21 protein-coding genes and 1 tRNA gene are annotated in these 25,752 nt (G+C 70.6%); 9 read left to right on the forward strand and 13 right to left on the reverse strand.

What is annotated here, in order from left to right; translation table 11 throughout:
• Positions 1–394 precede the first annotated feature (394 nt).
• The 5 genes from OHS18_RS15530 to OHS18_RS15550 all read left to right on the forward strand — a co-directional run bounded on the left by OHS18_RS15530 (position 395) and on the right by OHS18_RS15550 (position 5,224).
• Positions 395–1,552: a branched-chain amino acid ABC transporter substrate-binding protein gene (locus tag OHS18_RS15530; protein WP_328452119.1), complete on the forward strand. Its 1,158-nt coding sequence runs from the start codon at positions 395–397 to the stop codon at positions 1,550–1,552.
• Between the two features lie 112 nt (positions 1,553–1,664).
• Positions 1,665–2,627 carry a branched-chain amino acid ABC transporter permease gene (locus OHS18_RS15535; protein WP_328452118.1) on the forward strand — a complete coding sequence of 321 codons (963 nt, stop codon included), beginning with the start codon at positions 1,665–1,667 and terminating at the stop codon, positions 2,625–2,627.
• Positions 2,624–3,751 (forward strand): branched-chain amino acid ABC transporter permease, encoded by a 1,128-nt coding sequence (locus OHS18_RS15540; protein ID WP_328452116.1) that lies wholly within the window; start codon positions 2,624–2,626, stop codon positions 3,749–3,751. Before OHS18_RS15535 ends, OHS18_RS15540 begins: the two co-directional genes overlap by 4 nt.
• Entirely contained in the window at positions 3,748–4,521 is a 774-nt protein-coding gene (locus OHS18_RS15545) for an ABC transporter ATP-binding protein (RefSeq protein WP_328452114.1), read from the forward strand. Before OHS18_RS15540 ends, OHS18_RS15545 begins: the two co-directional genes overlap by 4 nt.
• Complete coding sequence (locus OHS18_RS15550) at positions 4,511–5,224, forward strand: ABC transporter ATP-binding protein (RefSeq protein ID WP_247054225.1); 714 nt, start codon at positions 4,511–4,513, stop codon at positions 5,222–5,224. The genes OHS18_RS15545 and OHS18_RS15550 overlap by 11 nt, the downstream gene beginning before the upstream one ends.
• A gap of 42 nt (positions 5,225–5,266) precedes the next feature.
• On the opposite strand, the gene OHS18_RS15555 is transcribed toward OHS18_RS15550, so the two are convergent.
• Together OHS18_RS15555 and OHS18_RS15560 are read right to left on the reverse strand one after the other, a co-directional pair.
• A complete protein-coding gene (locus OHS18_RS15555) occupies positions 5,267–5,800 on the reverse strand; it encodes a DUF4352 domain-containing protein (protein WP_328617529.1) in 534 nt (177 codons plus the stop codon).
• A 33-nt stretch (positions 5,801–5,833) separates the two neighbouring features.
• The gene (locus OHS18_RS15560; RefSeq protein ID WP_247054229.1) at positions 5,834–6,448 is read right to left on the reverse strand and encodes an ANTAR domain-containing response regulator; all 615 of its coding nucleotides are present in this window, start codon (positions 6,446–6,448) and stop codon (positions 5,834–5,836) included.
• Between the two features lie 174 nt (positions 6,449–6,622).
• On the opposite strand from OHS18_RS15560, the gene OHS18_RS15565 reads away from it, so the two are divergent.
• Positions 6,623–6,696: transfer RNA gene (locus OHS18_RS15565), tRNA-Leu, on the forward strand.
• A gap of 318 nt (positions 6,697–7,014) precedes the next feature.
• Here the strand turns inward: OHS18_RS15565 and OHS18_RS15570 are convergent.
• Both OHS18_RS15570 and OHS18_RS15575 read right to left on the reverse strand, forming a co-directional pair.
• Positions 7,015–7,572, reverse strand: coding sequence for a hypothetical protein (locus tag OHS18_RS15570; protein ID WP_328617530.1), 558 nt, complete (start codon positions 7,570–7,572; stop codon positions 7,015–7,017).
• Positions 7,573–7,837: 265 nt separating this feature from the next.
• Complete coding sequence (locus OHS18_RS15575) at positions 7,838–9,001, reverse strand: acyl-CoA dehydrogenase family protein (protein ID WP_328617531.1); 1,164 nt, start codon at positions 8,999–9,001, stop codon at positions 7,838–7,840.
• A gap of 183 nt (positions 9,002–9,184) precedes the next feature.
• Between OHS18_RS15575 and OHS18_RS15580 the strand changes: the two genes are divergently transcribed.
• Positions 9,185–10,396 (forward strand): oxygenase MpaB family protein, encoded by a 1,212-nt coding sequence (locus OHS18_RS15580; RefSeq protein ID WP_328617532.1) that lies wholly within the window; start codon positions 9,185–9,187, stop codon positions 10,394–10,396.
• A 38-nt stretch (positions 10,397–10,434) separates the two neighbouring features.
• On the opposite strand, the gene OHS18_RS15585 is transcribed toward OHS18_RS15580, so the two are convergent.
• Positions 10,435–11,604 (reverse strand): TetR/AcrR family transcriptional regulator, encoded by a 1,170-nt coding sequence (locus OHS18_RS15585; protein ID WP_328617533.1) that lies wholly within the window; start codon positions 11,602–11,604, stop codon positions 10,435–10,437.
• A 316-nt stretch (positions 11,605–11,920) separates the two neighbouring features.
• Here OHS18_RS15585 and OHS18_RS15590 point away from each other — a divergent pair, with 316 nt between their 5' ends.
• A complete protein-coding gene (locus OHS18_RS15590) occupies positions 11,921–12,616 on the forward strand; it encodes an AMP-binding protein (RefSeq protein ID WP_328618529.1) in 696 nt (231 codons plus the stop codon).
• Positions 12,583–13,062 carry an AMP-binding enzyme gene (locus OHS18_RS15595; RefSeq protein ID WP_328617534.1) on the forward strand — a complete coding sequence of 160 codons (480 nt, stop codon included), beginning with the start codon at positions 12,583–12,585 and terminating at the stop codon, positions 13,060–13,062. Before OHS18_RS15590 ends, OHS18_RS15595 begins: the two co-directional genes overlap by 34 nt.
• 12 nt (positions 13,063–13,074) lie before the next feature.
• Here the strand turns inward: OHS18_RS15595 and OHS18_RS15600 are convergent, their stop codons facing one another.
• From OHS18_RS15600 to OHS18_RS15635, 8 genes are all read right to left on the reverse strand, one after another.
• Positions 13,075–16,311, reverse strand: coding sequence for an NACHT domain-containing protein (locus OHS18_RS15600; RefSeq protein ID WP_328617535.1), 3,237 nt, complete (start codon positions 16,309–16,311; stop codon positions 13,075–13,077).
• A 345-nt stretch (positions 16,312–16,656) separates the two neighbouring features.
• Positions 16,657–19,221 carry an ABC transporter substrate-binding protein gene (locus OHS18_RS15605; protein WP_328617536.1) on the reverse strand — a complete coding sequence of 855 codons (2,565 nt, stop codon included), beginning with the start codon at positions 19,219–19,221 and terminating at the stop codon, positions 16,657–16,659.
• 221 nt (positions 19,222–19,442) lie between these two features.
• Positions 19,443–20,036: an SRPBCC family protein gene (locus tag OHS18_RS15610; protein WP_328617537.1), complete on the reverse strand. Its 594-nt coding sequence runs from the start codon at positions 20,034–20,036 to the stop codon at positions 19,443–19,445.
• 47 nt (positions 20,037–20,083) lie between these two features.
• A complete protein-coding gene (locus OHS18_RS15615; RefSeq protein WP_328617538.1) occupies positions 20,084–20,683 on the reverse strand; it encodes an ABC transporter permease in 600 nt (199 codons plus the stop codon).
• Between the two features lie 31 nt (positions 20,684–20,714).
• Positions 20,715–21,335, reverse strand: coding sequence for a TetR/AcrR family transcriptional regulator (locus OHS18_RS15620; RefSeq protein WP_328617539.1), 621 nt, complete (start codon positions 21,333–21,335; stop codon positions 20,715–20,717).
• A complete protein-coding gene (locus OHS18_RS15625) occupies positions 21,332–22,384 on the reverse strand; it encodes a medium chain dehydrogenase/reductase family protein (protein WP_328451943.1) in 1,053 nt (350 codons plus the stop codon). Before OHS18_RS15625 ends, OHS18_RS15620 begins: the two co-directional genes overlap by 4 nt.
• Positions 22,385–22,555: 171 nt before the next feature.
• A complete protein-coding gene (locus OHS18_RS15630) occupies positions 22,556–24,037 on the reverse strand; it encodes a hypothetical protein (protein WP_328617540.1) in 1,482 nt (493 codons plus the stop codon).
• 15 nt (positions 24,038–24,052) lie between these two features.
• Complete coding sequence (locus tag OHS18_RS15635) at positions 24,053–25,540, reverse strand: PKD domain-containing protein (RefSeq protein WP_328617541.1); 1,488 nt, start codon at positions 25,538–25,540, stop codon at positions 24,053–24,055.
• Positions 25,541–25,752: the final 212 nt, after the last annotated feature.

Here is a 25,752-nt window from a genome sequence, read left to right on the forward strand (position 1 = left end):
CTGCCGCGGGGGCGGTCCGACGGGCCGGGCGAACCGGACGTAAGGTGCACCCCGGCAGGGCCGCGCGTCGCGGGCGGATCGCCCGGGAAACCGGTCACGCACCGGCCCGGGAAATGGGCGACGTCATACCGCGGAAACACGGCCGTCATCCATTCGTCCGGTGGACGTGGATAGTCGACTTCTCTGCGTGACCAGCACGACCTTGAAGCGAAACTTCGTTCGGCTTTTCGTGCAATTCGTGTCGGTTGCGATCGTCACGATGTGGACACAGAGTAGTGAGGCCGCCTGTGCACAAGACGGGCGAGAGGGATATCTTCCTGCCCTAACCTAGCCCCTGTGTCGGGGGCAACGCCTACCGGCGGTGGTTGGTCATGGGAGGTAGTCGGTGTCAGGAGTGCGTTTTGGACGGGTCCTCGCCCTCGCGGCGGCGACGTCGCTTGCGCTGGCGGGCTGTGCCGGCGGCAGCAGCTCGTCGGGCAGCGGTGACGGCAGCACGCTGAAGATCGGGTTCATGGGCGACCTGACCGGTGAGAACTCCGGGATCGTGATCCCGCCCAACAACGGCGCGAAGCTCGCGATCGACGAGTACAACGCCACGAATCCTTCGGTGAAGCTCGAGCTGAAGAACTACGACAGCCAGGGCAAGCCGGAGCAGGCCACCTCGCTGGTGCAGACCGCGATCGGCACGGACAAGATCACCGCGCTGATCGGCCCGGCCTTCTCGGGTGAGTCGAAGGCCGTCGGCGGTGTCCTCGAGCAGGGCAAGGTGCCGAGCGTGTCGCCGTCGGCGACCAACCCGGGCCTGGCCTCGAACGGCTGGAAGTACTGGCACCGCGTCGTCGCGAACGACAACGACCAGGGCCCCGGTATCGCGAACTTCCTCATCACGGCGAAGTCGCCGAAGAACGCGTACGTCCTCTCGGACGACCAGGAGTACAGCGTCGGCCTGGCCGACGCGTTCGAGAAGACCTTCAAGGACAAGGGCATCACGACCGAGCGCGACAAGTTCGCCAAGGACGCGTCGGACTACTCCTCGACCGTCCAGAAGGTCAAGGCCGCCAACCCGGACGTCATCACCTACGGCGGTTACTACGCCCAGGCCGGCCGGCTGCTCAAGCAGCTCCGCGACGGTGGCGTGAAGGCCGTCTTCGCGACCGGTGACGGTTCGCTCGACCCGCAGCTGGTCTCGGGCGCGGGTGCCGCGGCCGCCGAAGGCGCCGTCGTCGGCTGCCCCTGCAACATCCCCGACGCGGGCGCCCCGGGCAACGAGTTCGCCACCAAGTACAAGGCGAAGTTCAACGTCGACCCGGCGATCTACGCGACCGAGGGCTACGACGCCGCGACCGCCATCATCAACGCGGTCAAGGCCGGCAACACCACCGGCGAGAAGATCAACGACTTCCTGAAGACCGAGGACTTCAAGGGCGCGTCGAAGCAGATCAAGTTCAAGGACAACGGCGAGCCGCAGACCAACGCGATCTACGTGTACCAGGTCGTGGGCGGGGTCATCAAGAACCTCGGCGCCTCGACCGAAGCCAAGATCACCGGCTGACGGAGCGGTAGAAACACCTAACGGGAGCGGGGGCGCTGTAAACGGCTACAGCACCCCCGCTCCCCGCCAATGTGGCGACCATCCTCGCCCCGTCAGGTAAGGCAACTACGTCATGTTCCAAGATCTGCAGAGCCAGTTTCTGGGCAGCACCATCGGCGGCCTGGTAGCCGGCTCCATCTACGCGCTCATCGCCCTCGGCTACACGATGGTCTACGGCGTGCTGCGGCTGATCAACTTCGCGCACTCCGAAATCTTCATGATCGGGACGATGACGTCCCTGTTCATCCTGATCACGATCGCGCCGGCGGCGCCGTTCACGATCATCTCGATGATCGGCATCCTGGTCCTGCTCATCGTCGCCTCGGCGCTCGTGTCGGGCGGTTCGGCGATCGTGCTCGAGCAGGTCGCCTACCGGCCGCTGCGGAAGAAGGGCGCGACCCGGCTCGCCGCCCTGATCTCGGCCATCGGCGCCTCGCTGTTCCTGCAGGAACTGTTCGCGCTGATCGTCATCCCGGACGTCTTCGGCAAGTCCGGGCGCGTGCAGCAGTCCGCGCCCCGGTTCATCCCGCACGAGGAACTGTTCCGCATCGGCAACGGCGTCGTGCGCACCGACCACGTCTTCGTCATCATCGGCGCGGTCATCGTGATGGTCGTGCTCGACCAGCTCGTGCGCCGCACCCGGATCGGCCGCGGTATCCGCGCCACCGCGCAGGACCCCGAGGCCGCCGTCCTGATGGGCGTGAGCATCGACCGGATCGTCCGCATCACCTTCCTGCTCGGCGGGGCCATGGCCGGCGTCGCCGCCGCCCTGTTCGTGATGGAATACGAGAACACCGACTACCGCATCGGATTCCTGCTCGGCATCAAGGCGTTCACCGCCGCCGTGCTCGGCGGTATCGGCAACCTGCGCGGCGCCCTGCTGGGCGGAATCGTGCTCGGTCTCGTCGAGAACTGGAGCTCCATCTTCCTCGGCTCGGCCTGGAAGGACGTCACCGCATTCGTGATCCTGGTGCTCGTGCTCATGTTCCGGCCCACCGGCATTCTCGGTGAATCGCTGCAGCGGGCACGCGTATGAAAGGCGACGAAGTGGTAGACGGAAACGAATCACCGGCCCGCCGGGGGTTCCACCCGATCGACGGCACCCGGGACTGGTGGGCCGACGCGCCCCAGTGGCAGCGCTACGGCGTCTACCTGCTGGTGATCGTGTTCGCGCTGATCCTGCCCGCGCCGTGGATCGGCTCGTTCATGTCGCCGGACTCGGACTGGACGACGGTCCTGATCTTCCCGATCGGGACGTACATCCTGCTGGCGGTCGGCCTCAACATCGTGGTCGGCCACGCCGGCATGCTGGACCTCGGGTACGTCGCGTTCTTCGCGATCGGCGCGTACACGTGGGCGTCGATCGGCACGAAGTACGGCTGGTCGTTCTGGCCCACGGTGGTGCTGGGCATCTTCCTGGCCTCGGTGTCGGGCGTCATCCTCGGCGCCCCGACACTACGGCTACGAGGTGACTACCTGGCGATCGTGACGCTGGGCTTCGGTGAGATCGTCCGGATCACCGCGAACAACACCGACGCCATCGGCGGCGCGCGCGGCATCACGAACGTCCCGCACCCGGAGCCGCTGTTCGGCATGGAGTTCTTCCTCGACCCGGCGCCGTACTACTACCTGATGCTCTTCGCGATCGTGCTCGTCGTCGTCTTCTCGATCCGGCTCAACAAGAGCCGCGTCGGGCGGGCGTGGGCGGCGATCCGCGAGGACGAGGACGCGGCCGAGCTGATGGGCGTGCCGACGTTCAAGTTCAAGCTGCTCGCCTTCGCGATCGGCGCGATGATCGGTGGTTTCGCCGGCACGATCTACGCCAGCAAGGCGGTGTTCGTCGAGCCGAACAACTTCCCGTTCATCCTGTCCGCGACCATCCTGGCCGCGGTCGTGCTGGGCGGGGCGGGCAACCTCCCGGGCGTCATCCTCGGCGCGTTCGTCGTCGCGTGGCTGCCCGAGCGGTTCCGGGACTTCGCCGACTACCGCATCTTCGTCTTCGGCGCCGTCCTGGTGCTGATGATGGCGCTGCGGCCGGAAGGCATCCTGCCGTCCCGGCAGCGGAAGGCCGAACTACGGGAAGGAACCGGCGGCATGGGCGCGATGGGTGCCGAAGTGGCCGGCCCCGACTCCGAGGCGTCGGCGGAGGTGACCAAGTGAGCCCCTTGCTCGAGTTCGACAACGTGACCATGCGGTTCGGCGGTGTCACCGCCCTGCGCGAGGTCAACATCAGCATCAACGAGGGCGAGATCTTCGCCCTCATCGGGCCGAACGGCGCCGGCAAGACCACGGTGTTCAACGTGGTCACCGGCGTCTACTCGCCGACCGAGGGCGAGGTCCGCTTCGACGGCGACCGCATCGACGGCATGAAGCGGTTCAAGGTCGCCAAGCGCGGCGTCGCCCGGACGTTCCAGAACATCCGGCTGTTCCACAACATGTCGGCGCTGGAGAACGTCATGGTGGGCGCGGACGCGCACCACAAGACGGGCGCGATCGGCGCGGTGCTCGGCCTGCCGACGCACCGCAAGGAAGAGAAGCACGGCCGGGAACGGGCGCGTGAGCTGCTCGACTTCGTCGGCATCGGCCGGGTCGAGCACCACGTCGCGAAGAACCTCTCCTACGGCGACCAGCGCCGGCTGGAGATCGCGCGGGCGCTCGCGACCGACCCGAAGCTGCTGCTGCTCGACGAACCGGCCGCGGGCATGAACCCGGCGGAGAAGATCGCCCTGCAGGAGCTGATCCGCAAGATCCGGGACGACGGCCGCACCGTGCTGCTGATCGAGCACGACATGGGCCTGGTCATGCACATCAGCGACCGGCTGGCCGTGCTCGACTTCGGCCAGAAGATCGCAGAAGGGCTGCCGCACGAGGTGCAGAACAACCAGAAGGTGATCGAGGCGTATCTGGGGGTGTCCGAAGATGCTTCTTGAGGTCGAGGACATCAACGTCCACTACGGGAAGATCGCCGCCCTCAAGGGCATGAGCATCCAGGTCGACGAGGGCGAGATCGTCTCCCTCATCGGGGCCAACGGCGCCGGCAAGACCACGACGCTCAAGACGATCTCCGGCCTCCGCCCGCTGACCAGCGGCCGGATCGTGTTCAACGGCCAGGACATCTCGAAGACCCCGGGGCACAAGCGCGTGCTGCTCGGGATCGGCCAGTCACCGGAAGGCCGGGGCGTGTTCCCCGGCATGACGGTGCAGGAGAACCTCCTGATGGGTGCCTACACCCGCAAGGACGAGCTCCAGGGCGACCTCGACGAGGTCTACGAGCTGTTCCCCCGGCTCAACGAGCGCAAGACGCAGTTCGGCGGCACGATGTCGGGCGGCGAGCAGCAGATGATCGCCATCGGCCGCGCGCTGATGACGAAGCCCAAGGTGCTGCTGCTCGACGAGCCGTCGATGGGCCTGGCGCCGATGCTGATCGCGCAGATCTTCGACATCATCCGGGAGATCAACAAGCGCGGCACCACGGTGCTGCTGGTCGAGCAGAACGCCCAGCAGGCGCTGAAGCTGTCGGACCGCGCGTACGTGCTCGAGACGGGCCGCGTGGTCCAGAGCGCCCGCGGGGCCGACCTGCTGAACGACCCGAAGGTGCGGGCCGCCTACCTCGGTGGCGACCTCGGCGTCTGATGATTCATCGAGAAGGGCCCGGTCTGTCGACCGGGCCCTTTCTCATATCTTGATGTCGGTGCCGTTGACGTTCTTCATGTCGGTGATGGTCGGGCCGCCGAAAGCCCGGAGTGTCACGGGTTCGGTGCCCTTGGGGATGTCCCAGTAGAGGTCGAACTCGACGCGCACGCTGTGCCCGAGGTCGAACCGGGCGGGCTGGCGCTTGATCAGCATGGCCTGCTCGTCCGGCGGGTGGGTGGCGCCCTTGTCGTCGACGAGCAGCTGGCGCGTGGCGTCGAACAGGACGCTCGAGGTGCCGGTGTTGGTCACGACGAGCCGCAGCCGCACGTACTGGCCCTTGGCGGGCATTTCGGTGTGGCTGCCGGTGATGCTGGGCAGTCCCGCGGCGAAGCCGATCAGGTCGAACTCGGTGTCGCCGTTCTTCGCCGACGGCACCCGGAGCGCGGTCTCGTCCGGCCGAACCGGCCGCGGCGGCAGGTCGTAGGTCGCTGTCGCGGGCGTGCTCGGCGCGGCGGCCTGGCATCCCGCGGTCAGCACCAGTACCAGTACGGCGACGGCCGGCAAGCGGAGTTTCACTCCCGTGATTCTGCCTGCCGGCCGTCGTCGTTTCTAGGTCCCGATGCTCTCCACGACCGCCTCGGCGACGGCCTTCATCGTGGTCCGGCGGTCCATCGCGGTGCGCTGGATCCACCGGAAGGCATCCGGCTCGGTGAGGCCCTGCCGGCTCATCAGCAGACCCTTGGCGCGGTCGATGACCTTCCGCGTCTCGAGCCGGTCGGTGAGGCCGGCGACCTCCGCCTCGAGGGCCTGCAGCTCGGAGAACCGGCTGACGGCGAGCTCGATGGCCGGCACGAGGTCACGCTTCGCGAACGGCTTGACGAGGTAGGCCATGGTGCCGGCGTCCCGCGCCCGTTCGACGAGGTCACGCTGGCTGAAAGCGGTCAGGATCACGACGGGCGCGATCCGATCGCCGGTGATCTTCGACGCGGCCTCGATACCGTCGAGCTTGGGCATCTTGACATCGAGGATCACGAGGTCCGGTTTGAGATCGGTGGCCAGCGCGATGGCCTGTTCGCCATCCCCTGCCTCACCGACGACCTCGTAACCCTCTTCACGCAGCATTTCGACGAGGTCCAGCCGGATGAGCGCCTCGTCCTCCGCAACGAGCACCCGACGCTGCGGCACGGTGGCGGCACCGTTGGCCTCGGTAGCCTGATCGGTCACCGGGGTCCTCCTGAAGACTCGGCGGAACGTTCGATTTCGCGGCTTTCCGCGAAGCCTGAAGCCTACCGGGAACGATCCAGTTCAAGAGATGGCGTTCACCACGTAGTGGCCAGCGCGACACCCCGCCCCCGACCACAGCCCGCGTGCGGCGATCCCGTAGAGTCACCACGCCACGCCCCCGTAGCCCAACTGGCAGAGGCAACGGATTCAAAACCCGTCCAGTGTGAGTTCGAATCTCACCGGGGGCACTCGCGAGCACCAGCAGAAAACGGCCCCTGACCAGGCAGAACCTGGACAGGGGCCGCACTTGTCTGGTCCGGGGCTGTCCGGCCGTCTACGGCCTCCACCCCCCTTACCCCCCGCACTCCCTCGCCAGCCGAGTGCCTTCTCGATCAGGTCGTGGGCCGCAGACTTCGGGCCCGTGATGACCGTGGCGCAGTTCTGGTGCAGGAAGGCGACGGAGCGGCCCAGGCGCGGAGCGTCGTGTCCGAACCGGACGACGAGTTCCTGGAGGACTCCGGCACAGCCCGAAAGGGGCTCTGGGCGACGCGCGCGTGGCGCTCTGCTCACGAGGCGACGGAGTCGATCAGGCGGTTGTACCGGAGCCTCGAGGCGCGTTCGACCGCGGCGAGGAACCCGGCGCCGCCCAGGGTGATCTTCGCCCATGTGGGGAGGTGGATCGGCGAGGTGAACGTGCCGATGTGCGCGGCGACCGGTGGTATGCGGGTGAGGGCCTCCGCGCCGTGGAGCAGGCTGACGGCGAGGGCCACCAGGAGGACCGCGAGGGACACCACCCCGACCACGGTACTGGCACGGGGGAACCGGCGCCCGAACCTCGCTCGCCGTCCTTCTTGCGAACGGGGGTCGGGCCGCAGGGTGTGCTCGCGGCCGTCGGCCTCGACGAAACGCAGGCGCTTCAGGCCGAACGCGCTGGTGGCCACCTCGATGACTCCGCCGGGGACCGGGAACGCCACCGGCAGGTTGGCCCGGTAGACCTGGACGCCGTCCCGGTACAGCGCGGCCGGGCTCTTCCCCACCGCCTTCTCGTGCTGCCTCCGGGTCTTCGCATCGGCGAGGTAACGGACGTCGACCGCGTACACGTGGCTGTTTCCCGGAGGGGCCACGAGATCCAGGTAGAACAGTGAACGGGAAAAGAGCTGCCAGGGACGGTATTCGCGAAGGGCGCTCCCGTCGCCGGACCTGACTTTGCCGAGCCGCCAGTGCCTCCCGGAATTCTTGAGCATGCCTCGATCTCAGCCGTTCGGCCGCCCGGCCACCAGTGGGACCACGTCACCACGCCGTCATGACATTCCTGCGGGAGGGACATGACGTCACGTCACTGGCGGCCTGACCATCCACAGAGGACGTCGGCTCGCGGGAGGCAGTGACTCACAGGCCCAGGTCGCGCCCGACGATCTCCTTCATGATCTCCGTGGTGCCGCCGTAGATCGTGGAGACGCGCGAGTCGAGGTAGTCCTGCGCGATGCGGTATTCGAGCATGTAGCCGTACCCGCCGTGCAGCTGCAGGCACCGCCCGACGAGGTCGACGTACTGCTCCGTAGTCCAGAACTTCGCCGCCGCGGCGTCCACAGCGGACAGTTCGCCGCGGGAGTGCCGGGCGAGCAGGTCGTCGACGTAGCTGCGGCTCACCCGCACGGCCGTGACCATTTCCGCCAGTTCGAAGCGGGTGTTCTGGAACGAGCCGATCGGCTTGCCGAACGCCGTGCGCTGCTTGACGTAGTCCAGGGTGCGCTCCAGCACGCCCTCCGACGAGGCCACGGCGTTGGCGGCGATCGAGATCCGCTCCTGGGGCAGGTTGCGCATCAGACCACGGAAGCCCGACCCCTCCTCGCCGAGCAGGTTGGCGGCGGGCACCCGGACGCCCTGGAAGAACAGCTCGCTGGTGTCCTGGGCGTGCAGGCCGATCTTCTCCAGGTTGCGGCCGCGGGAAAAGCCGGCGCGCCCGGCCTCGATGACCAGCAGGCTGAGCCCGCCGTGGCGGTCCGGCCCGGTCCGGACCGCGGTGACGACGAGGTCGGCGTTCTGGCCGTTGGAGATGAAGACCTTGCTGCCGTCGACCACGTAGTCGTCGCCGTCGCGGACGGCGGTGGTACTGATCCCGGCCAGGTCGCTCCCGGTGCCGGGCTCGGTCATCGCGACCGCGACGACGAGCTCCCCGGCGGCGATGCCGGGCAGCCAGCGGGCCTTCTGCTCGTCGTCGGTCAGGTCGGTGAAGTAGGGCACGACGATGTCGTTGGACAGCGCCACGCAGGCGAGCCCGTCCGACACGGGGTTACGCGAGAACTCCTCGCCGATCACGGCGTTGAAGCGGTAGTCGGTGATGCCGCCCCCGCCGTACTCCTCGGGGATGGAGAAGCCGAGGATCCCGGCGCGGGCGGCTTCCCGGAAGAGCTCGCGGTCGACCTTGCCCGCCGCCTTCCACCGCTCGGCGTGGGGCGCGGCGTGCTTGTCGACGAAGGCGCGCACCGTGTCCCGCAGGAGCTCGTGGTCCTCCTCGTAGAGCGACCGTTTGGCAGGGACGACGCTGGTCATCAGGACTCCTTCGACGTCTGCGAACCGGTTCCGGCAGGTGATGGCCTTGCTGACGGGCACCCCGCTTCGATATGTTAATGAGAAATCGCACGGCTAGGCAACCTCGGACACGACGTCGTGGCACCAAGTCCAGTCCAGACAGCAGAGATGCACGGTTACGCCTCCAAGGAAGCAGGTAAGTAAATGAGCAATCTCAGCAGAAGGAGCGTCTTGTCCCTCGGTGCGGCGCTGGGGCTGGCGGGAGTGGCGAGCACGGCCGCCCCCGCGTGGGCCTGGTCGCCGGCGGGTTCGGTGGCCGGCACCGGCACGGGAGCCGACCCGTGGCAGGTCTGGGACGGCCCGGTCGACGGCCTGCTGGCGGCGCTTCTCGACAACGGCCAGGTCCCGGCGGTCAACACCGCGCTGGCGTCTTGGGCGAACAACAACGACCCGCTGCCCGGCGGCCTGCCCGCCGCCCTCGCCGCCCACCTGCAGCAGGCCGCCGCCCTGCCCTCCTGGGCCGACCGCGCCAAGCTCCGGCTCGCCGCCGACTTCAACCGGCGCAAGGACACCTACCTGTTCATGCTCTACGGCCTCGGCAGCGGCATCATGAGCACGGTGATCCCGCGCGAGGCCGAGTCGGTCTACTGGTCCGCGGGCGGCGCCAACATGAAGGACCGCGCGGCCAAGACCTTCACCTTCGGCTACGACCTGAGCGAGCTGACCGCCTACGAACCCACCGGTCAGTTCGTGGTCACCGCCAACAAGACGCGGCTGGTGCACGCCGCGGTGCGGCACCTGCTGCCGCAGTCGGCGCACTGGCGGGCGGCCACGGACACGCCGGTCCCGATCAGCAACGGCGACATCCTCGTCACCTTCCACAGCCTCGGCACCTTCGTGCACCGGAAGCTGGTCGAGTGGAAGGTGCCGATGACGGCCGCGGAGGAGGAGGCCTTCCTGCACATGTGGCAGGTCGCCATCCACCTGCTCGGTGTGCGGGACGAGTTCATCCCCAAGACGTGGGCCGACGCGAACGCGCAGTCGGCGTACGCGCTCACACCGATCCTCGCTCCGACGACCGAGGGCAAGGAACTGGCCAAGGACCTGCTCGGCCTGACCGCTCAGATCGATCTGGGCGTCACGCGCGGGTTCCTCAACGAGTTCGTGCGCTACGTGCTGAACGACCGGATCGGCGACTGGCTCTCACTCCCCCGCGACTACGCGGCGGCCACCCTGGTCCGCACCGGCTGGCCCACCTACATCGCGTTCCGCGAGGGACTGCTGCCGGTCCTGCCCGTCGGGTTCTACATGTTCGACCAGTTCGTGCGCGCGCTGGCGATGCTGTTCCTCAACAACGGGACCTCACCGGCCAGCACGACCATCGTGATCCCCACCGCGAACCGGCCCGGCGCCTGACCGGCGCGTCCGACGGCGTGAAGGTCCGCACCGGGCCTTCACGCCGGGAGCCCCAGCGCCCCCACGACCAGGGCGGTGACGGCGCCGCGGTGGTCCGGGCTGTCCTGCCACCGCAGCCGCCGTCCGGCCTCGACCACCACACCGAACCCCGCGTGCACCAGGGCCCGGGCCTGGCGCGGATCGAGGTCCGGGCGGACGAGCCGCAGTTGCTGCTCCCAGATGGCGATGTGCTCGCGCTGGGCGACGGCCAGGGGGCGCTGCAAGCCGGCGGGCAGGCCGGCGACCTCGGCGTCGGCGACGCTGGTGAGGGCGGTGTGCTCGAAGCTGTAGGCCACGTACGTCGCCGCCAGGGCGATCACGGCGTCGTGCGGGCCGGCCACCCCGTGCAGGTTCTGCTCCACCGCCTGGGCCAGCAGTCCCGCCGCCTGCAGGCAGGCCGCCGCCAGGATGTCGGCCTTGCCGGGGAAATGGCGGTAGAGCGTCGACGGGACCAGCCCCGCGGCCTCGGCGATCCGGCCGTTCGTGACGTTGGCGAAGCCGTCCCGCTCGAACAGCGGGACGGCGGCGGCGAGGATCTCCGCGCGCCGGGTGCGCGGCACGGGCAGGACGGGCAGCTCGACGGAGCGCGCGCTCCCGACGGCCGCCTTGGGACTGGTTGCGGCAACGCGCAACGCGGACGCCAGCAGCAGGTCTTCGGCCCGGCGCGGGGCGATCGAGGTGCGGTGCATCGTGATCGACGCGATCACCCCGAGGGCCGCCGCGGCCCGCAGGTGCTCGTCCGGCAGCGGGTGCTCGCGCCGCACCACCTCGCTCACCCGCGCGACGACGTGGGCGAACTTCGCCTTGAGGACCCGGCGGTCACCGCGTTCGAGGTACCGCGCCTCCCACCGGTACAGCCCGCCCGCCGCGCGATGCGCGACGGTGACCCGGGTGACGGCGGCGAGCACGTCCGCCGCGGCGGCGTCGGGCGGCACCTCGTCGACCGCGGCGACGAGCCGGTCCACCATGACGTTCGCGCACTCGGCGAACAGCGCGTACTTGTTCGGGAAGTGCCGGTACAGGGCCGCCGCGGTGATGCCCACGGTGGTCGCGATCTCCTCCATGGACGCCGCGTGGTAGCCGCGCGCGCTGAACACCCCGCCCGCCGCCTCGACGATGAGCTGTTTGCGGTTGCGCGGCCGGGTGGCCGCGGGCGACTCGGCGGTCATCGGCGGACCGGAGCGAACGGACGCGGGAACAGGGCCATGCGTGCCAGTCAATCACGAGCCGGACCGAGGGCCCGGGATCAGCGCGACCCGGCCGCCGCGCGTGCGATTCTTCATTTACTTAATCCTTCCCGGCCAGTACCTTCGCCGGGCATGACGACGTCGCGGTCACCTGGCCGCCCGGCTCCCGAGGAGTGGCCCATGCCGACCGACGCGGCTCCCGACTGGTCCTACCGGAACCACTGGATGGCCCACGCGGCCACCCACGCCGCGATGCGGCCGGACCATCCGGCTCGCGCCGCCGGAGCTCGACCACATCCTGGCCGACTGCACACCTTCGGCCGTCGTCGTCGACGCGCACCTGCTGCCGCTGCTGCGGGCCGTACCGGCCGCCGCGGCCGTCGGCACGGTGGTCGTCATCGGCGAGGCCGCCGGGGACCCCTTGGGGTACGAGGAGTTCCTGGCCGCGCACGAACCCCTGGAACCGCCGGACGTCAGCGAGGAGTCGACGGCGCTGATCATGTACACCTCGGGCACCACCGGCCGGCCGAAGGGAGTCCTGCTGTCCCACCGGAACATGCAGCTGCAGGCGATCACCTGCATCCGCGCGATGGAGATGTCCGACGACTCCGACATCGGCTTCCTGACCGCGCCCTTCTTCCACATCGCGGGCCTGGGTTCGATCGTGGCGCACTTCGTCGTCGGCGGGACGGTCGTGCTCCACCCGCTGGGTGCCTTCGACCCGAAGGCGGTGCTCGACGCCTACGAACGCGAAGGGGCCACCGTCGTGTTCAACGTGCCGCAGCAATGGGACCTGCTCTGCGCGCAGCCGGACATCGGCGAGCGCGCGCTGAAACTGCGCATCATCAGCTGGGGTGCCGCACCGGCGACCGACACGACGCTGCGCGCCATTGCCGAGAAGTTCCCCGGCGCGCTGAACGTGGCGGTGTTCGGTCAGACCGAGACGTCGCCGTGGGCGAGGTGGGCGAGATCGTCTACCGCGGCCCGACGGTGACGCGGGGGTACTGGCGGAAGCCGAGGGAGACCGCGGAGGCCTTCGCCGGCGGCTGGTTCCACTCCGGCGACCTGGTCAAGCAGGACGAGGACGGCTTCGTCTGGGTGGTCGACCGCAAGAAGGACATGATCATCAGCGGCGGTGAGAACATCTACTGCGCCGAACTGGAGAACGCCATCGCCGAGCACCCGTGGGTGCGGGAGGTCGCCGTGATCGGCCGGCCCGACGAACGCTGGGGCCAGGTGCCCGTCGCGGTCGTCGCCGTCGCGCCGGAAGGCGGCCTGTCTCTGCGGGAGCTGACCGGGTTCCTCACGGGAAGGCTCGCGTCCTTCAAGCTGCCCAAGGACCTCGTGGTCCTCCCCGGCCTTCCCCGCAACGCGGGCGGCAAGGTCGACAAGGGGGTGCTGCGCGCCCAGGACGAGGCGAGTGCGCCGGCGCCGGCCTGAGCACCTGTTCGTTCAGGCGCTGGCGAGCACGATCGTCTCGGTGGCGGGCGTCTGGCTGCTGCGGCGGAGTTCGAGCAGGCTCACCCCCGCCGCGACCCGGCGGAACGCCGCGGCGGAACCGCTGTCCGCCACCGCTTCCGCTTCGACCGCCAGGCACAGGGCGGCGACGCGGATCGCCGTCGCGATGGGCGCGGTGAGCTCGCGTTTGCGGGCGAAGACGGGGAGCGCGAGTTCCTCCAGCCGGGCCGTGGCCTCGCCGAGCCGGGCCGCGGCCGGCCCCGCCTCGGCCCGGACGGCCGCGCAGGCGTGCTGGATCTCGGCCGCGAGCGAGCCCGGCGGAACGACGCGTTCGGTGGTGTCGATGCCCGCGGCCGCGATGAACGCGCGGGCGAAGGCGGCGGAGAACCGGTGCCGGTCCACGGGTTCCGTGTCCGGGGAATCGTGCAACGCGTAGGTGACGGCGTGGGCCAGGGCCGGGCCGGTGAGGTCGGTGAAGTGCCCGTCGGACTCGGCGGACGGCGCCGGGGCGCGCTCGGCGTCGCGAGCCCGGTCGAGGGCCAGCACGGAGTCCAGTTCCGGCTCCGCCTCCGGTTCGAGGGCGCGGTCGAGATCCCGGCTCAGGACGCCGGCCAGGCGGTGGGCGTACTCGAAATCCCGGGACAGGGCCAGGTCGAGGTCGTGCACCAGGTCGCTTTCCTTGTCCGGTCCGCGCGTGCGGGCCGTGTCGAACGGGCGGCCCAGCGAGAGATCCAGCGCCAGCGTGTCGTCCAGCCGGCGGCGCCGGTCCATGTCACGCAGGCGGGCGAGGTCGAGCTCGCGCGCGTGGCCGACCTCCCGGCCGACCGCGCGCTCCAGGTCGCCGGCGTGGGCCGTCGCCGACCCGAGCACCCGGATCAACGCGGGGTCGGCGGCGTGGGCCAGGTCCGCGGCGCCGGCCAGCCCGCGGAGCAGCTCCCCGGTCAGCTTGTGGGCCCGGACGCTCGCCGCGCCGTGGTCGAGATCGAACGAGACGGACCGCAGCAGCACCAGCGAGCGGATCACCAGCAGCCTGGCCAGGGTCGTCGCCGAGTCCCGGAGATCCCGGGTGACGTGCCGGACGAGGACCTCGGCGGTGATCGTGTGGGGGTGCGGGTCGTCTTCGGCCGTCCACAGCTCGGGCGCCCCCGGCCCGTCCGGCCGCACCCACACGCTGAGGCTGCCCGGCGGCCCGGCGGTCTGACCGAGCGCGCGCCGCACCGCCGGGTCCTCGATCTCGGCGCGGCGGGGCAGCCGGCAGACCGGCTCACCACCGGTGATTTCGTTGACCCACCGGAGGAAGCCGAGGACGTCGGCCGGGCGCACGCCGACCACCGGTCCGCCGGCGCCCGGGACGAACGGCCGCGGATCGTCGGGACGTTCGGTGCCGGTGTCGGCGAGGAAGAGCCAGTAGATGTCCACGGTGATCGGCCGGACGCAGATCCGCGCGGTGCCGACGACGGAGGTGAGGTGGCGCAGATGCCGGTTCACCAGCACCCGCGCCATCAGGCTGCGGCGGTGGGGATCGGTGCCGGCGTCGTAACTCGAGTGCACCAGCCCGTCCAGCCGGTCCCGCAACGCGGGGTCGATCTCGCGGGCGTGCTGCGCGCAGTCGAACGCCAGCGCGAGCGCGATGACGGTGCCGGACGCCAGGCAGGCCCGGATGATCGGGTCGGTGTCCGCGCGGGCGGAGTAGAGCAGGGTGCATTCCCGCCACCACTCGTCGTCGACCCGCCCCGGGAGCAGGCCGGACGGCCCCTTGTCGCGCAGGTGCGCGGCGGCGAGGTGCTCCTGGAACGTGTGGTGGGCGAAGGAGTACAGGCCGTTCTCCCGTTCGACCAGCAGCCCGCTGGCCCCGACGTCGGTCAGGAACGTCTCCGCCGTGAGGTCTTTGGAGACCCGGCGCAGCATCGGCTGGAGGGCGGTGAGCACCCCGGAGCGCGGGAGGTCCCGTACCCGGCGCTCCATCATGGTGAACGCGAGCTGGCGCAGCAGCAGTTCCTTCTGGTCCCCGCCGAGTTCGGCCGGCAGCCGCTTGGCGCTGTGCCGTCGCCACAACATCACTTCGCAGATCTCGCTGTAGAGCTCGGCCCGGCTTCCGGGCAGCGCGCTGCGGTAGTGGTGCACGTTGGCGATCATGGTCAGCAGCAACGGGTTCACGGTGAGTTCGCGCAGCGCGGCCGAGTTCCGGAGCCGATCGAGCAGGTCGTCGGCGGCGGAGCCGGCGCGCGACTCCGTCTCGCCGTTGGCCACGTCGGTGCTCTGCTGTTCGATCGACCGGTACCACCCGCGGACGAAGCGCGCGACCTGTTCGTCGGTGAACCGCCGCACCTGGAACACCGTGGCGCCGGTGATCGCGGCCCCCCAGTAGCCGTGCGGGCGGGAGGTGATCACGTAGTCGTTGCCGGGGTACTGGCCGATCTGCCGCTCGACCCAGTCCGCGACCGAGCGGCGGTCGCCGGGGGCCGGCACTTCGTCGAGCCCGTCGAGCAGGACCACGCACGAACCGTCCCGCAGTTTCTGTTCGAACCAGCCCTTCGGTTCGGCCTCCCGGTAGCGCCCGAGCGTGCCGCGCTGGAGGTCCGCCAGCGCCACCTCCGGCGTGGCCAGGATCTCGGCCGCGTGATCGCGCAGGAACAGGAAGATCGGCACCGTGCGCCGCCGCTTCTTCTCCCCGGCGCCGCAGACCCTGCGGGCCGTGTGGCGCAGCAAGGTCGTCTTGCCGCTGCCCGCCGCGCCGACCACCGCCAGCACGCTCGGGGACGGCCGGTCGAGCAGGTCCGTCAGCGACGAGCGCTGGGTCAGTTCGGCCGGCACGTCGGCCAGCGGGTCCGACTTCACCTGGTGCGGGCTTCGCGGCACCAGCCAGAGTTCCACGAAGACCTCGTCGAGCTGAGGGGTGTACGGGCCGATGGTCGCCAGGCCTTTTTGATCGATGAATCGCAGGGTCCCGAGGACGAACTCCCGATACCGGCGGTCGAAGCGCACCAGTTTGCGCCCGAGGCTCTGGTCGACCCGGTCGATGAATCGCGTCCGCCAGCGTTTGAGGAGTTCCGCGCCGACCCCCTGGACAAACGTCAGGATCGCCAGCACACCTTCGTACAGAATCAGCAGGAGCACCGCGAGCACGGAATGCTCGTGAACCCAGCCGGCCCAGAGACCCGCCGCGGCTCCCGGCAACCCCAGAACCGCCGTCAACCAGCCGATCTTCCCCATCACCCTGCCCGCCGGCATGCCGCGGCCCCCTCCTGTGCCTGACATTCCAGGATACGCGCCGCCCGCCGCAATGGCAGAGGAACGAAAAGCGGCGCCACGGGCTTTGCCGGGCCCGCCCGGCCGGCCGGGGCAATTGCGGAAGTGGTTCTCCGCTTCCGCGGGATAACCGCCGGAAACGGCCGGTTCGGCACGGGGCGCTATTCGAGCACGCTGACCGCGCGGACGATGACCGGCAAGGACGTCAGCAGGGTCGGCACGGTCGGCGGGCATGACGGCGGCTCTCGCGGACGGCCGCGGACCGGCCCTTGTCCGCCGGGACGCCGGCCTGATCACCGGCGCCCGCACCGGCACCGCACCGCCGGGTCACCCGAACGCGATCATGAAGACGGTGACGACGGCGAGGAGGTAGGCCGGGTAGCCGATCCTCGCGGCCTTGCGCAGGCTCTGTTCGGCTTCGTCCCGTTTCAGCGCGGCGAAGCGCTTGCGCAGCATCGCGATCAGCACACAACCGGCGGCCAGCAGGATGAACGCGTAATAGCCCCATTCGAGCGCCACGATGTAGCTGACCGACGGGAGCTGGGACGTCACGTTGTTGAGCAGGACCGCGGTGCTGAGGATCGCCGTCACGCCCATCGACACCGGCGCGCTGCCGTCGGCGGCCTTGAAGAACAACGACAGGTACGTGACGCAGATCAGCAGGATCAGCGGCAGCAGGTTCTTGATCAGGAACGGCAGGGTGTCCCGCTCGATCTCGATCTCCGCCGCGTACTGGCTGTAGTAGATCCCGGTGGCGGCGCCGGCGGCCTGGCCGTCACCCAGCGCGTCGCTGCTGCCGACCGTCTGCCGGAAGAAGTGGACCGAGGACGCGACCCAGTTGGGGACCTGGTTGATGGTCGCCTCGGCGTCGGCGCCGCTGCGCAGGTAGGCGCGCGGGTCCTGGTCGAGGATCTCCTTGTCCGTCACGTAGGAGACCTGGTCCGCGGTCTGCGTCCGGTTCTGCAGCAGCACGGTGAGCCGCTGGTGGTCGAACGGGAAGTCGTGGAACTCGAAGCTGCTCTTGAAGCGGTCGGCCACCCGGTAGAGCCGGTAGGTGTGCCCGTCCTCGGTGACGTCGCGCAGCGGCTCCCCCAGCTTCAGGTCGGGTTTGACGGCGTTGACGAACTGCACGTCGGCCGCGGCGTCGCCGCCGGTGTACTTCAGCCAGACGAAGAAGTCGACGAAGTACGTGCCGTCGGTCGTGTCGAGGTCGCGGACCTCGTTGAGGTTGATCCCGGTCGCCACCACCTGGCGCCGGCTCAGGTACCGGTTCTTGACCGCGATGACCTGCCCGTCCGCCAGCCCGGCCGTCAACGCTTCACCGTTCGGCGGCTCGTAGATCGTGAACTGGACGGGCGCCGAGACGAACCGGGCGCCGTCGCTCGTCACCACCGACACGGCCATCTGCGCCGACCCGCCGGCGGTGAAGTACAACGGGCCGAGCAACGCGGGGAAGGAGTTCTTCCGGTCCTTCAACGACGCCAGGGAGTCCCGCACCCGCTGCCGGTCCTCCGCCCGGTGGTTCTCGCCGAAGTCCAGCCCGCCGGCCCCCATCGCGTGCAGCCCGACGTTCATTGCCTGCCGGGCCGTCGCGGCCTGCCACAACGGACGTTCGCCGTAACGCTGCTCGAAGGCGTCGGCCCACACCTGCGCGGGGCCGGACAGCGAATCCTGGGCCAGCGGCGTCGCCATGAACAGGTTGCCGGTGAGGGCCCCCGGCCGCCCGCTCTTCCGCTCGGCCGTGGTCAACGCGTCGTGGAAGGCCCGGGAACTCAGCGACGAGCTGCCGAGAATAGGCGCCGTCACCCCCGCGGACCGGAGCCGGTCGATCACCTCGAGGCCGCTTTTCTCCTTCGCGGCGAGGACGATCGGCTCACGCGGGTCGTGCGACTCGAGCGCGGCGACCGCGGCGTCGACCGACGCGGCCCGGCTCGCCGGCGCGGCGGAGACCGGCAGCTCGGCGGTCACCCGGCCGAATTCGCCGAAGGACTCCCGGAAGGTGTCGTGCGCCGATCGTCCGTCCTCGTCATCGTCGTAGACGACGGCCGCGGTCTTCGAGCCCAGGACGTGCGAGGCGTACACCGACAGGAAGTCGCTCTGCGTCCGGTTGCCGAACATGCTGCGGAAGTACCACTCGCTGCCGTCGGTGAGCCGCGACGAGCTGGCCGACGGGGTGATCGCCGGGATCCGGGCCCGCCGGTAGATCGGCGACGCCGCGAGCGCGGTGTCGCTGCTCCCGTGCCCGACGACGTAGAGGACCTTGTTCTCCCGGACGATCCGCTCCGCGATCCCGACCGCCTGGTCCACGCGGTCCGCGTCGTCGTAGACGAGCAGTTCCACCGGGTGCCCGTGGATTCCGCCCGCCGCGTTCACGGTGTCGACGTGCATCCGCACCGCGCGCTCCAGGTGGGCGGAGGTCACCGCGTTGTCGCCGGTCATCCCCGCCACCAGCGCCACGTAGACGGGTTCGCCACGCTCGGCTCCCGCCGCCGTCCACACACCCAGCACCGAGGCCAGGACCACGGCCGCGCCCACGGCGACCCAGATCTTCCGCCCGCCGCGCTTCGACCGCCCGGTGCGGACGTTCGCCGGCGGCCGCGCCGGTTCGACCAGATCGGCGACGTCGGCGGGAGTACTCGGCGGGTCGGCGCGCACCGCCTTGAGCGCCCGGCCGGTTTCGGGATCGGCTTTGATCTCGTAGGCGCGCTCGAGGCAGAACCGCCGTTCGCCGTCGGTCTCCACCAGTTCGGCGAGCCACCGCCACGCCGGCTCGTAACCGTCGTCCTTGGCCAGCGCGACCCCCAGCAGCGCCCGGGCCCGCACCGGATCCTCGGCCCGGAGCCCGATCGCCCGGTGGGTGAGCGACACCGCGGTGTCGGGCTTCTCCGGCACGGGACAGACCTCCGAAATCGGTTCAAGGGGTGCCCCACGGTAGGCAGGGCGCCCCTCGCCCGATCGATAAGCCTCCGTCGCCCGAAGCGACCCTCAGCCACGGTTGCGTCACCGTGGCTACTCGAACGGAGGCCTGGCGGAGGTCAGCCTGATAGTTCTCGGCGTCCATGAGACGGACTCTTGCCCTCGCGCCGCGCAGCTCCAGCAGGCCGTGCCGGTGATCAGCGACAGCCGGGCCGGGTCTCGGCGGTGACCTTCAGGCGGTTCGCCCAGTCGCCGAGACCCTGGTCGAGGCCGGCTTGGCTGCCCGGGACGTCGGCGTCGACCGGCGGGCCCGCCCAGGATTCCTCCGTGGTGGCGAGGACGCCGGCCGGGGTCTGCTCGAACGTCCAGAGGTGCACGCCGGTGATGCCGTTCACCGGGGCGCCCCACGCCGTGCAGCGCAGCGGGGCGATCGACTTGATCGTCGACTCGACGTGCATGTCCTGCGGGGACCAGGTGAAGACCGAACCCGGCCGCAGGGGGCCCGGCGTGACCTTGTGCGCGGGGGTGATTTCCGGGATCCAGCTCGGCCACCGGTCGATGTCCGCGTGCAGGCGCCACACCGTCGCCGGCGGTGCCTTGATGAGCACGCTCACGCTGCTGATCACCGGCGCGGTCCTGTCGACCGTGACACCCCGGCACACCTGGTGGGCTCCGGGATCCGGCTTCGCCTCGGCGGCCGTCGCCGGCGACTGGGCCGCCACCACCATCGCCGCGCCCAGGGCCGCGACGCCGATGCCGATGCCGTTGAGGAAACTACGTCGTGCGTTCATCGTGGGTCAGTCCTTTTCGATCGGGAGGGCCCTGCGGGCCGGGGTGGTCAGCGGGTGAGACGGCGGTGTTCGAGGACGGTGGCGACCGCGTAACCGCCGCCGCCGGCGACGGCGAGGCCCCAGAACAGGCCGGGGGTCCCGAAGGCGAGCGAGGCGGTGGAGACGAGGGCGAGCCAGGTGCCGAGGCTGTAGTGCAGGACGTTGCGGCGCACGGCGCCTTCGCTGATGTAGAGCAGCCCGACGACGAGCCCGGAACCGGCGGGCCAGAGCACGTCGGCCAGCCCCGGAGAGTCCACTGTGGACGTGAGCCCGGTGATGGCGAGGGAGAGGGCACCGAAGGCGAGGAGCCAGGACAGACCCAGAAGCCGGCCGCTGAGGACGTCGGCCGGGCCGGCGCCGCGCTGCGCCCGGGCCGCGGTGAGGGTGGCGAACACGGTGCCAACGGCGAGACCGGCGCCGAGCAGGGTCATCGGCAGCCAGCCGGGCAGGTGGACCAGCGGGTCGTCGCCCCGGGACACCGCGGCCGCGCCGTGGCCGAGGACGTAGGCGAGCCCGAAGCTGAGGTAGGTACCGCGGTTGTCGACCCGGCCGGCACGAGCGGAGGCGGTGACGGCGGCGGCCGGGGCGGCGAGGGTGGCAGTGGACATGGCGGTGCTCCTCCGGGAACGAAGTGGGGACTCATACGAGGTGGGACAGGGAAGACGCGACCCGCTCGACGATGTCGCCGGGCCAGGGGAAGGACGTGCTGACGGCTTGCTGGTGGGCGAGCCCGTGCAGGCCCAGCCACAGCGCGACGGCGTCGGCGGCCGGATCCGTGCTGGTGCAGTGCCCGGCGGCGACGCACTCGGCGAGGCAGCCGGCGAGGATCCGCATCGCGTCCGCGCCGAGGTCCGCCAGCTCGTCCGAGGAGGCGGCCGGGGTCCAGGTGCCGCCGAACATGGCGCGGTAGCGCTCGGGGTGGACGTGACCGAATTCCAGGTAGGTGCGGCAGACCGCGGACAGCCGTCGCCGGGGATCGTGGCCCGCCTCGTCGAGCGCGGCCCGGAGCAGGCCGGCCAGCTCGGCGAAAGCCCGCCGTACGACGTCGAGCAGGAGGGTGGGCCGGTCGAGGAAGTGGGCGTAGATCGAGGGTGCGGCGATCCCGGCCCGGCGGGCGATCGCCCGCAGCGTCAGGGCGTGCGGGTCACCGCCGTCGTCGAGCAGTCCGGTCGCGGCGGCCAGGATCTCGGCGCGGAGCCGGCCGCCTTCGCCGCGCCGGTTTCGCGGGCGGGACCGGGGCGGTTCGGCCGCCGGGCTCACGGCCGGGGGGCGTCCGGCACGATGACGACCTTGCCCGCGACGGTGTGCGACTCGGCCAGCGCCAGCGCCGAGGCGGTGTCGGACAGCGGGAACTCCGCGGCGATCCGCGGGCGGAGGACGCCGTCGGCCACCAGCGCGAGCACCTGCGTCAGGTCCTCGTTCAGCCGGCGCCGGAAGGTGTCCAGACGGCGTTTGCCCGCCCAGAAGTTGTAGAAGTGCGCGCCCTTGCCGTTGGGCAGGAGGTTCCACAACGCCAGCCGCGCGAACAGCTTCAGCACCGGAAGCTGGGAGTTGCCCTCTTCGTCCTTGGTCGACGCCGTGCCGTAGCAGACCAATTTCCCGCCGCGGCGCAGCAGCCGCCAGGACTCCGCCACGCCGGCGCCGCCGACGTGGTCGAACACCGCGTCCACACCCTCCGGCGCGAGCTCGCGGATCTTCCGGTACAGCTGCGGGTCGCGGTAATCGACCGGGGTCACGCCGGCCTCGCGCAGCGCCGCGTGGTGGCGCGGCGACGCCGTCCCGATCACGGTGATCCCGGCGTGGCGGGCCAGCTGCACTAGGATGGAGCCGACGCCGCCGTTGGCGCCCAGCACGACGATCGTCCCGCCCGCGGGCACCGTGGTCCTGCCGTGCAGCATCTGCCAGGCCGTGACGCCGTTGACCGCGACGGTCTCGGCGGCGGCCGCGGAGACGCCGTCCGGCACGGCGACCAGGTCGGCCGCGTCGAGCACCTGGGCGCTGGCCCAGCTGCCGGTCTTGGTGACCGCGGCGAACCGGCGGCCGAGCAGCGCGGGGTCGACGTCCGGGCCGGTCCCGGTGACCGTGCCGGCCACGTCGTAGCCGGGCACGAACGGGAACGCCGGCTGGCCGTAGTACTTCCCGCGCCGCATCTGCTGCTCGGCGAAGGCCACGCCGGTGGCCTCCATGCGCAGGACGACCTGCCCCGCGGCGGGCGCCGGGAGGTCCCGGGTGCGGACCTGCAGGCCGCCCGCCTCGACCTTGCCCGGCAGGACGATCTCGGTGGCGGTGGTGACGGTGGTGGTTCCCACGGCGGGTCCCCTCTCGGCTCGTTGTGCTTACGGTCGTAACCCTACGAGCGTTAGCGTACTGAGCACAAGAGGTAACAGGGATAAGTTTTGCTGTGTTAGCTCAGGCCGCGGCGGACGGGATGCGGCGATCGGCCGGGGTGGGGCGGCGCGCCCCACCCCGGCCGGCGGGCGTCAGCTCGCCCGGGCTCCCGACTGGGCGCGGACCACCGTCGACGCGGTCAGGCGGTTGTCCACCGGGTGGTTGTCACCGTCGTAACGGCCGTCGATGTTCGCCGTCACCTCGAACTCCGCCTGGCCCGCCGCCGCGTCGGCCGCGGTGTAGGTGTAGGCGAACGGGAAGTCGACGCGGCCACCGGCGGGCACGAACTGGGTCAGCGTGCCCACGTCCTGGTAGTAACCGCTCTCCGCCTTCTTCCGCAGCGAGACGACGATCTTCTCGTCGTAGCGGTTGTTCACCACCGACACCTTGACCGGCTTGGTCTGGCCCACCCGCGCCTGGGAGGGCAGGGACAGCCCCGTCAGGGTCACGTCGTGCGTCTCGACGTGCAGCGTCTGGAACCCGGTGCCGGACCGGCCGTCGTCGGTCGTCGCGCTGATCTCCAGGCGGTAGTCGCCGTCGGCGGCGTACCGGTGCGTCACCTGGGTGTTCGAGGTGAGCCGCACCGACGTGCCGTCGCCGAACTTCAGCTCACCGCCGACCAGCGGCCGGCCGAGGTGGTCGCCCGCGTTCGGCGAGAAGGAGACGTCGTCGAACACCGACGGGATGTTCGGCCAGGAGTTCGCGTTCGGCGTCAGCGCCGGCGCGGTCGTCAGGCGGATGTCGTACCAGGAAGCGCCTTCGGCGTCGTCGGCCACCCGGATCCAGTACTGCTGCCCGGCCGTGGCGGTGAACACCGGCCGCTTGTCGCCGCCCCCCGCCGACTTGCAGTCCACTTCGGACAGTGAGTCGCGCGTCGCGCCCCGGTACACGGTCACCGACGGCGACCACCGCGAGCGCGCCTCCACGCTGATCGCCCGGGTGCGGTCCGGCGTGTACCGGTACCAGACGGAGTGGTCCGCGCCGGGATCGCAGCTCGGCGCCGCTTCGCCCGGCTCGGCCGAGGACCGCGTCAGGTCGCCCGAGAACGTCCCGGGCAGCGTGGCCACCGCGGCCGCCGCGAAGTCGTCGTTGGGCTCGCGCGGCACGGTGGCGAGGTCGAGCGTGGCCGGCTGCCCGGCGCCGGCGTACTGCTTGAACAGCATGATGTGGTACGTCTGCCCGGCGGTGACCGGGAACGTCACCGACGGGCCGTTGTTCCACTCCGCGCAGGCGCCGGGAACCTGGGTCAGCGCGCCGCGCTCGCCGGTGTACACGGCGATGAACGGCTGCTGGCCGACCCCCGACGGCAGCGCCCGGACGAACCCGTCGGCGGACGCGGTGTAGTCGTACCAGACGCTCGACGCGATCCAGGAGTAGCACGAGGTCGGGTCGTCGGCGGCCGCCGTGCCCTCCCCGACGTCCTGGGTCGCCTTGAAGGGCAGGGCGGTGACGGTGGTGGCGGTGCCGAAGTCGTCGTTCGACGGCGTGCCGGCGGACGCGGCCGCCGGCGCCACCAACGCGGCCGCGACGGCGAGACTGGCGACGAACAGGCGCCGGAAAGCGGTGTGCTTCATCATTTCCCCCTGAGCTCAGACGGCGACGACGCGCGAGCCGCGCGGCTTCACGGTCGTGGCGATGGCGATCACTTCGTTGTCCGCCTGCCGGGCGTCGGTCACCGGGTAGTCCAGCTTCAGCTCGGCGCGGAAGGCGATCTTGCCCATCGCCGCGTCGTCGGGGCTGAAGGTGTAGGAGAACGGGAACTTCACCGTGCGGGTGGGCCGCGCGGGCACCTCGAGGGTGAGCCGGCCGACCTCCCGCCACCACGTCCCGTCGTACTTGGACAGCACGACGGTCGCCGTTTCGGTGTAGCGCGTGTTGGACACGTCGACCGAGATCGCCTTGCTGTCGCCTTCCCGGGCCGAGGCGGGCACGGAGAACTTGGCGATCCCGACGTCGTGCGTGGTCACCACGACCTCGTCCGTCTTGGTCACCGTCCGGCCGTCCGGGGACGTCGCGTGCAGGGTGGCGGTGTACGTCCCGTCCTTGGCGTAGCGGTGGGAAACGGTCCCGGTGGTGGCCGGGGCCGTGGCGCCGTCCCCGAAGTCCCAGGCGACGGTCATCGGCTTGTCGATGTCGTTCCAGGACTCGGCGGAGAACGAAACGGTGTCGTAGACCGTCGGGTACGACGGCGACTGGTAGACCGACGGGTCCAGCGCCGGCGCGTCGTCGACGGTCAGCGAGACGGGCTCGCGGCCGTCGGCGGGGCCGGTGACGCGGACGTAGTAGGTCGTGCCGGCGGCGGCGCGGAACGCGGTCGGCTGCCCGTAGGAGTTCGACGTGCAGGCGACCTGCTTCAGCTCCGGCAGGCTCGCCCGGGTGTACACCGAGACGGCCGAGCCGCTCCCGGTGGTGCGCGCGGTGACCGACTTCGCGGGCCCGGGATTCGGGTAGGCGTACCAGACCGAGGGGACGAGGTTGCCTTCGTACTGGCAGCTCGACTCGGGCTCGTCGGCTTCGAAGGAGGCGACCGAGAAGTCCGGCCGCGCGGAGAACGGCAGCGCGGGCACGGGTTCCGCGGCGGCGAAGTCGTCGTTGGCCGCGGCCGCGACGGAGTCCAGCGCGAACGACAGTGCGCCGCCCGGGACGTCGTAGCCGGAGACCATGAAGGAGTAGGTCGTGCCGGCGGTCGCCCGGAACGTCGTGGTCGCGGCCGTCCCGGTGGCGCAGGCGATCCCCCTGAGGTCGCCGCGGGCGCCCGAGTGGACCGACAGGATCATCGACGGGTCGCTGTCCTGGGTGGTGGCGCGCAGGTACCCGTCCGCGGTGGCGGTGTAGCGGAACCAGACGCTGCCCCGGACGTCGTAGGACTGGCACCAGGACGGGTCGTCGACCGCCTGGGTGGCCTCGGTGGTGTCCAGCTGCGCGGCGAACGGCAAGGCCGTGACGGCCACCGGCTGGTCGAAGTCGTCGTTGGACGGTGGCGCGGCGTGCGCGACACCCGGTACGAGCAGCGCGAAGGCCGCGGTGAGCGCGGTGGCCAAGGCGATCCTGCCGCGCGATCGCAAAGACAGCAGCACGAGTCATCCCCCCAGATGTGTTCCGTCCCCACGCACACGGTGGGGATCCCCGCCGGGCACATCGACGGCGCTCGCCCGGATGTCACCGATCCGGCCGGAATTACCCCGGATGTCGCAACCGTGCTACGGAGAGTGGGCCGCGGGAGCGGACCACCCGCCAGCCGCGGTCCACTCGGGCCACGGCGGCACCCGTGTCCGGTTCCGGCCAGTGG

This window comes from Amycolatopsis sp. NBC_00355, assembly GCF_036104975.1.
In the GTDB taxonomy this organism is placed as follows: domain Bacteria; phylum Actinomycetota; class Actinomycetes; order Mycobacteriales; family Pseudonocardiaceae; genus Amycolatopsis.

Excerpts from the sequence above, each read along its gene's own strand:
- OHS18_RS15535 (WP_328452118.1), top strand. The coding sequence starts at position 1,665 with ATGTTCCAAGATCTGCAGAGCCAGTTTCTGGGCAGCACCATCGGCGGC.
- OHS18_RS15580 (WP_328617532.1), top strand. The coding sequence starts at position 9,185 with ATGAGCAATCTCAGCAGAAGGAGCGTCTTGTCCCTCGGTGCGGCGCTG.
- OHS18_RS15550 (WP_247054225.1), top strand. The coding sequence starts at position 4,511 with ATGCTTCTTGAGGTCGAGGACATCAACGTCCACTACGGGAAGATCGCC.
- OHS18_RS15575 (WP_328617531.1), bottom strand. The coding sequence starts at position 9,001 with ATGACCAGCGTCGTCCCTGCCAAACGGTCGCTCTACGAGGAGGACCAC.
- OHS18_RS15610 (WP_328617537.1), bottom strand. The coding sequence starts at position 20,036 with ATGAACGCACGACGTAGTTTCCTCAACGGCATCGGCATCGGCGTCGCG.
- OHS18_RS15630 (WP_328617540.1), bottom strand. The coding sequence starts at position 24,037 with ATGAAGCACACCGCTTTCCGGCGCCTGTTCGTCGCCAGTCTCGCCGTC.
- OHS18_RS15615 (WP_328617538.1), bottom strand. The coding sequence starts at position 20,683 with ATGTCCACTGCCACCCTCGCCGCCCCGGCCGCCGCCGTCACCGCCTCC.
- OHS18_RS15600 (WP_328617535.1), bottom strand. The coding sequence starts at position 16,311 with ATGCCGGCGGGCAGGGTGATGGGGAAGATCGGCTGGTTGACGGCGGTT.
- OHS18_RS15585 (WP_328617533.1), bottom strand. The coding sequence starts at position 11,604 with ATGACCGCCGAGTCGCCCGCGGCCACCCGGCCGCGCAACCGCAAACAG.
- OHS18_RS15540 (WP_328452116.1), top strand. The coding sequence starts at position 2,624 with ATGAAAGGCGACGAAGTGGTAGACGGAAACGAATCACCGGCCCGCCGG.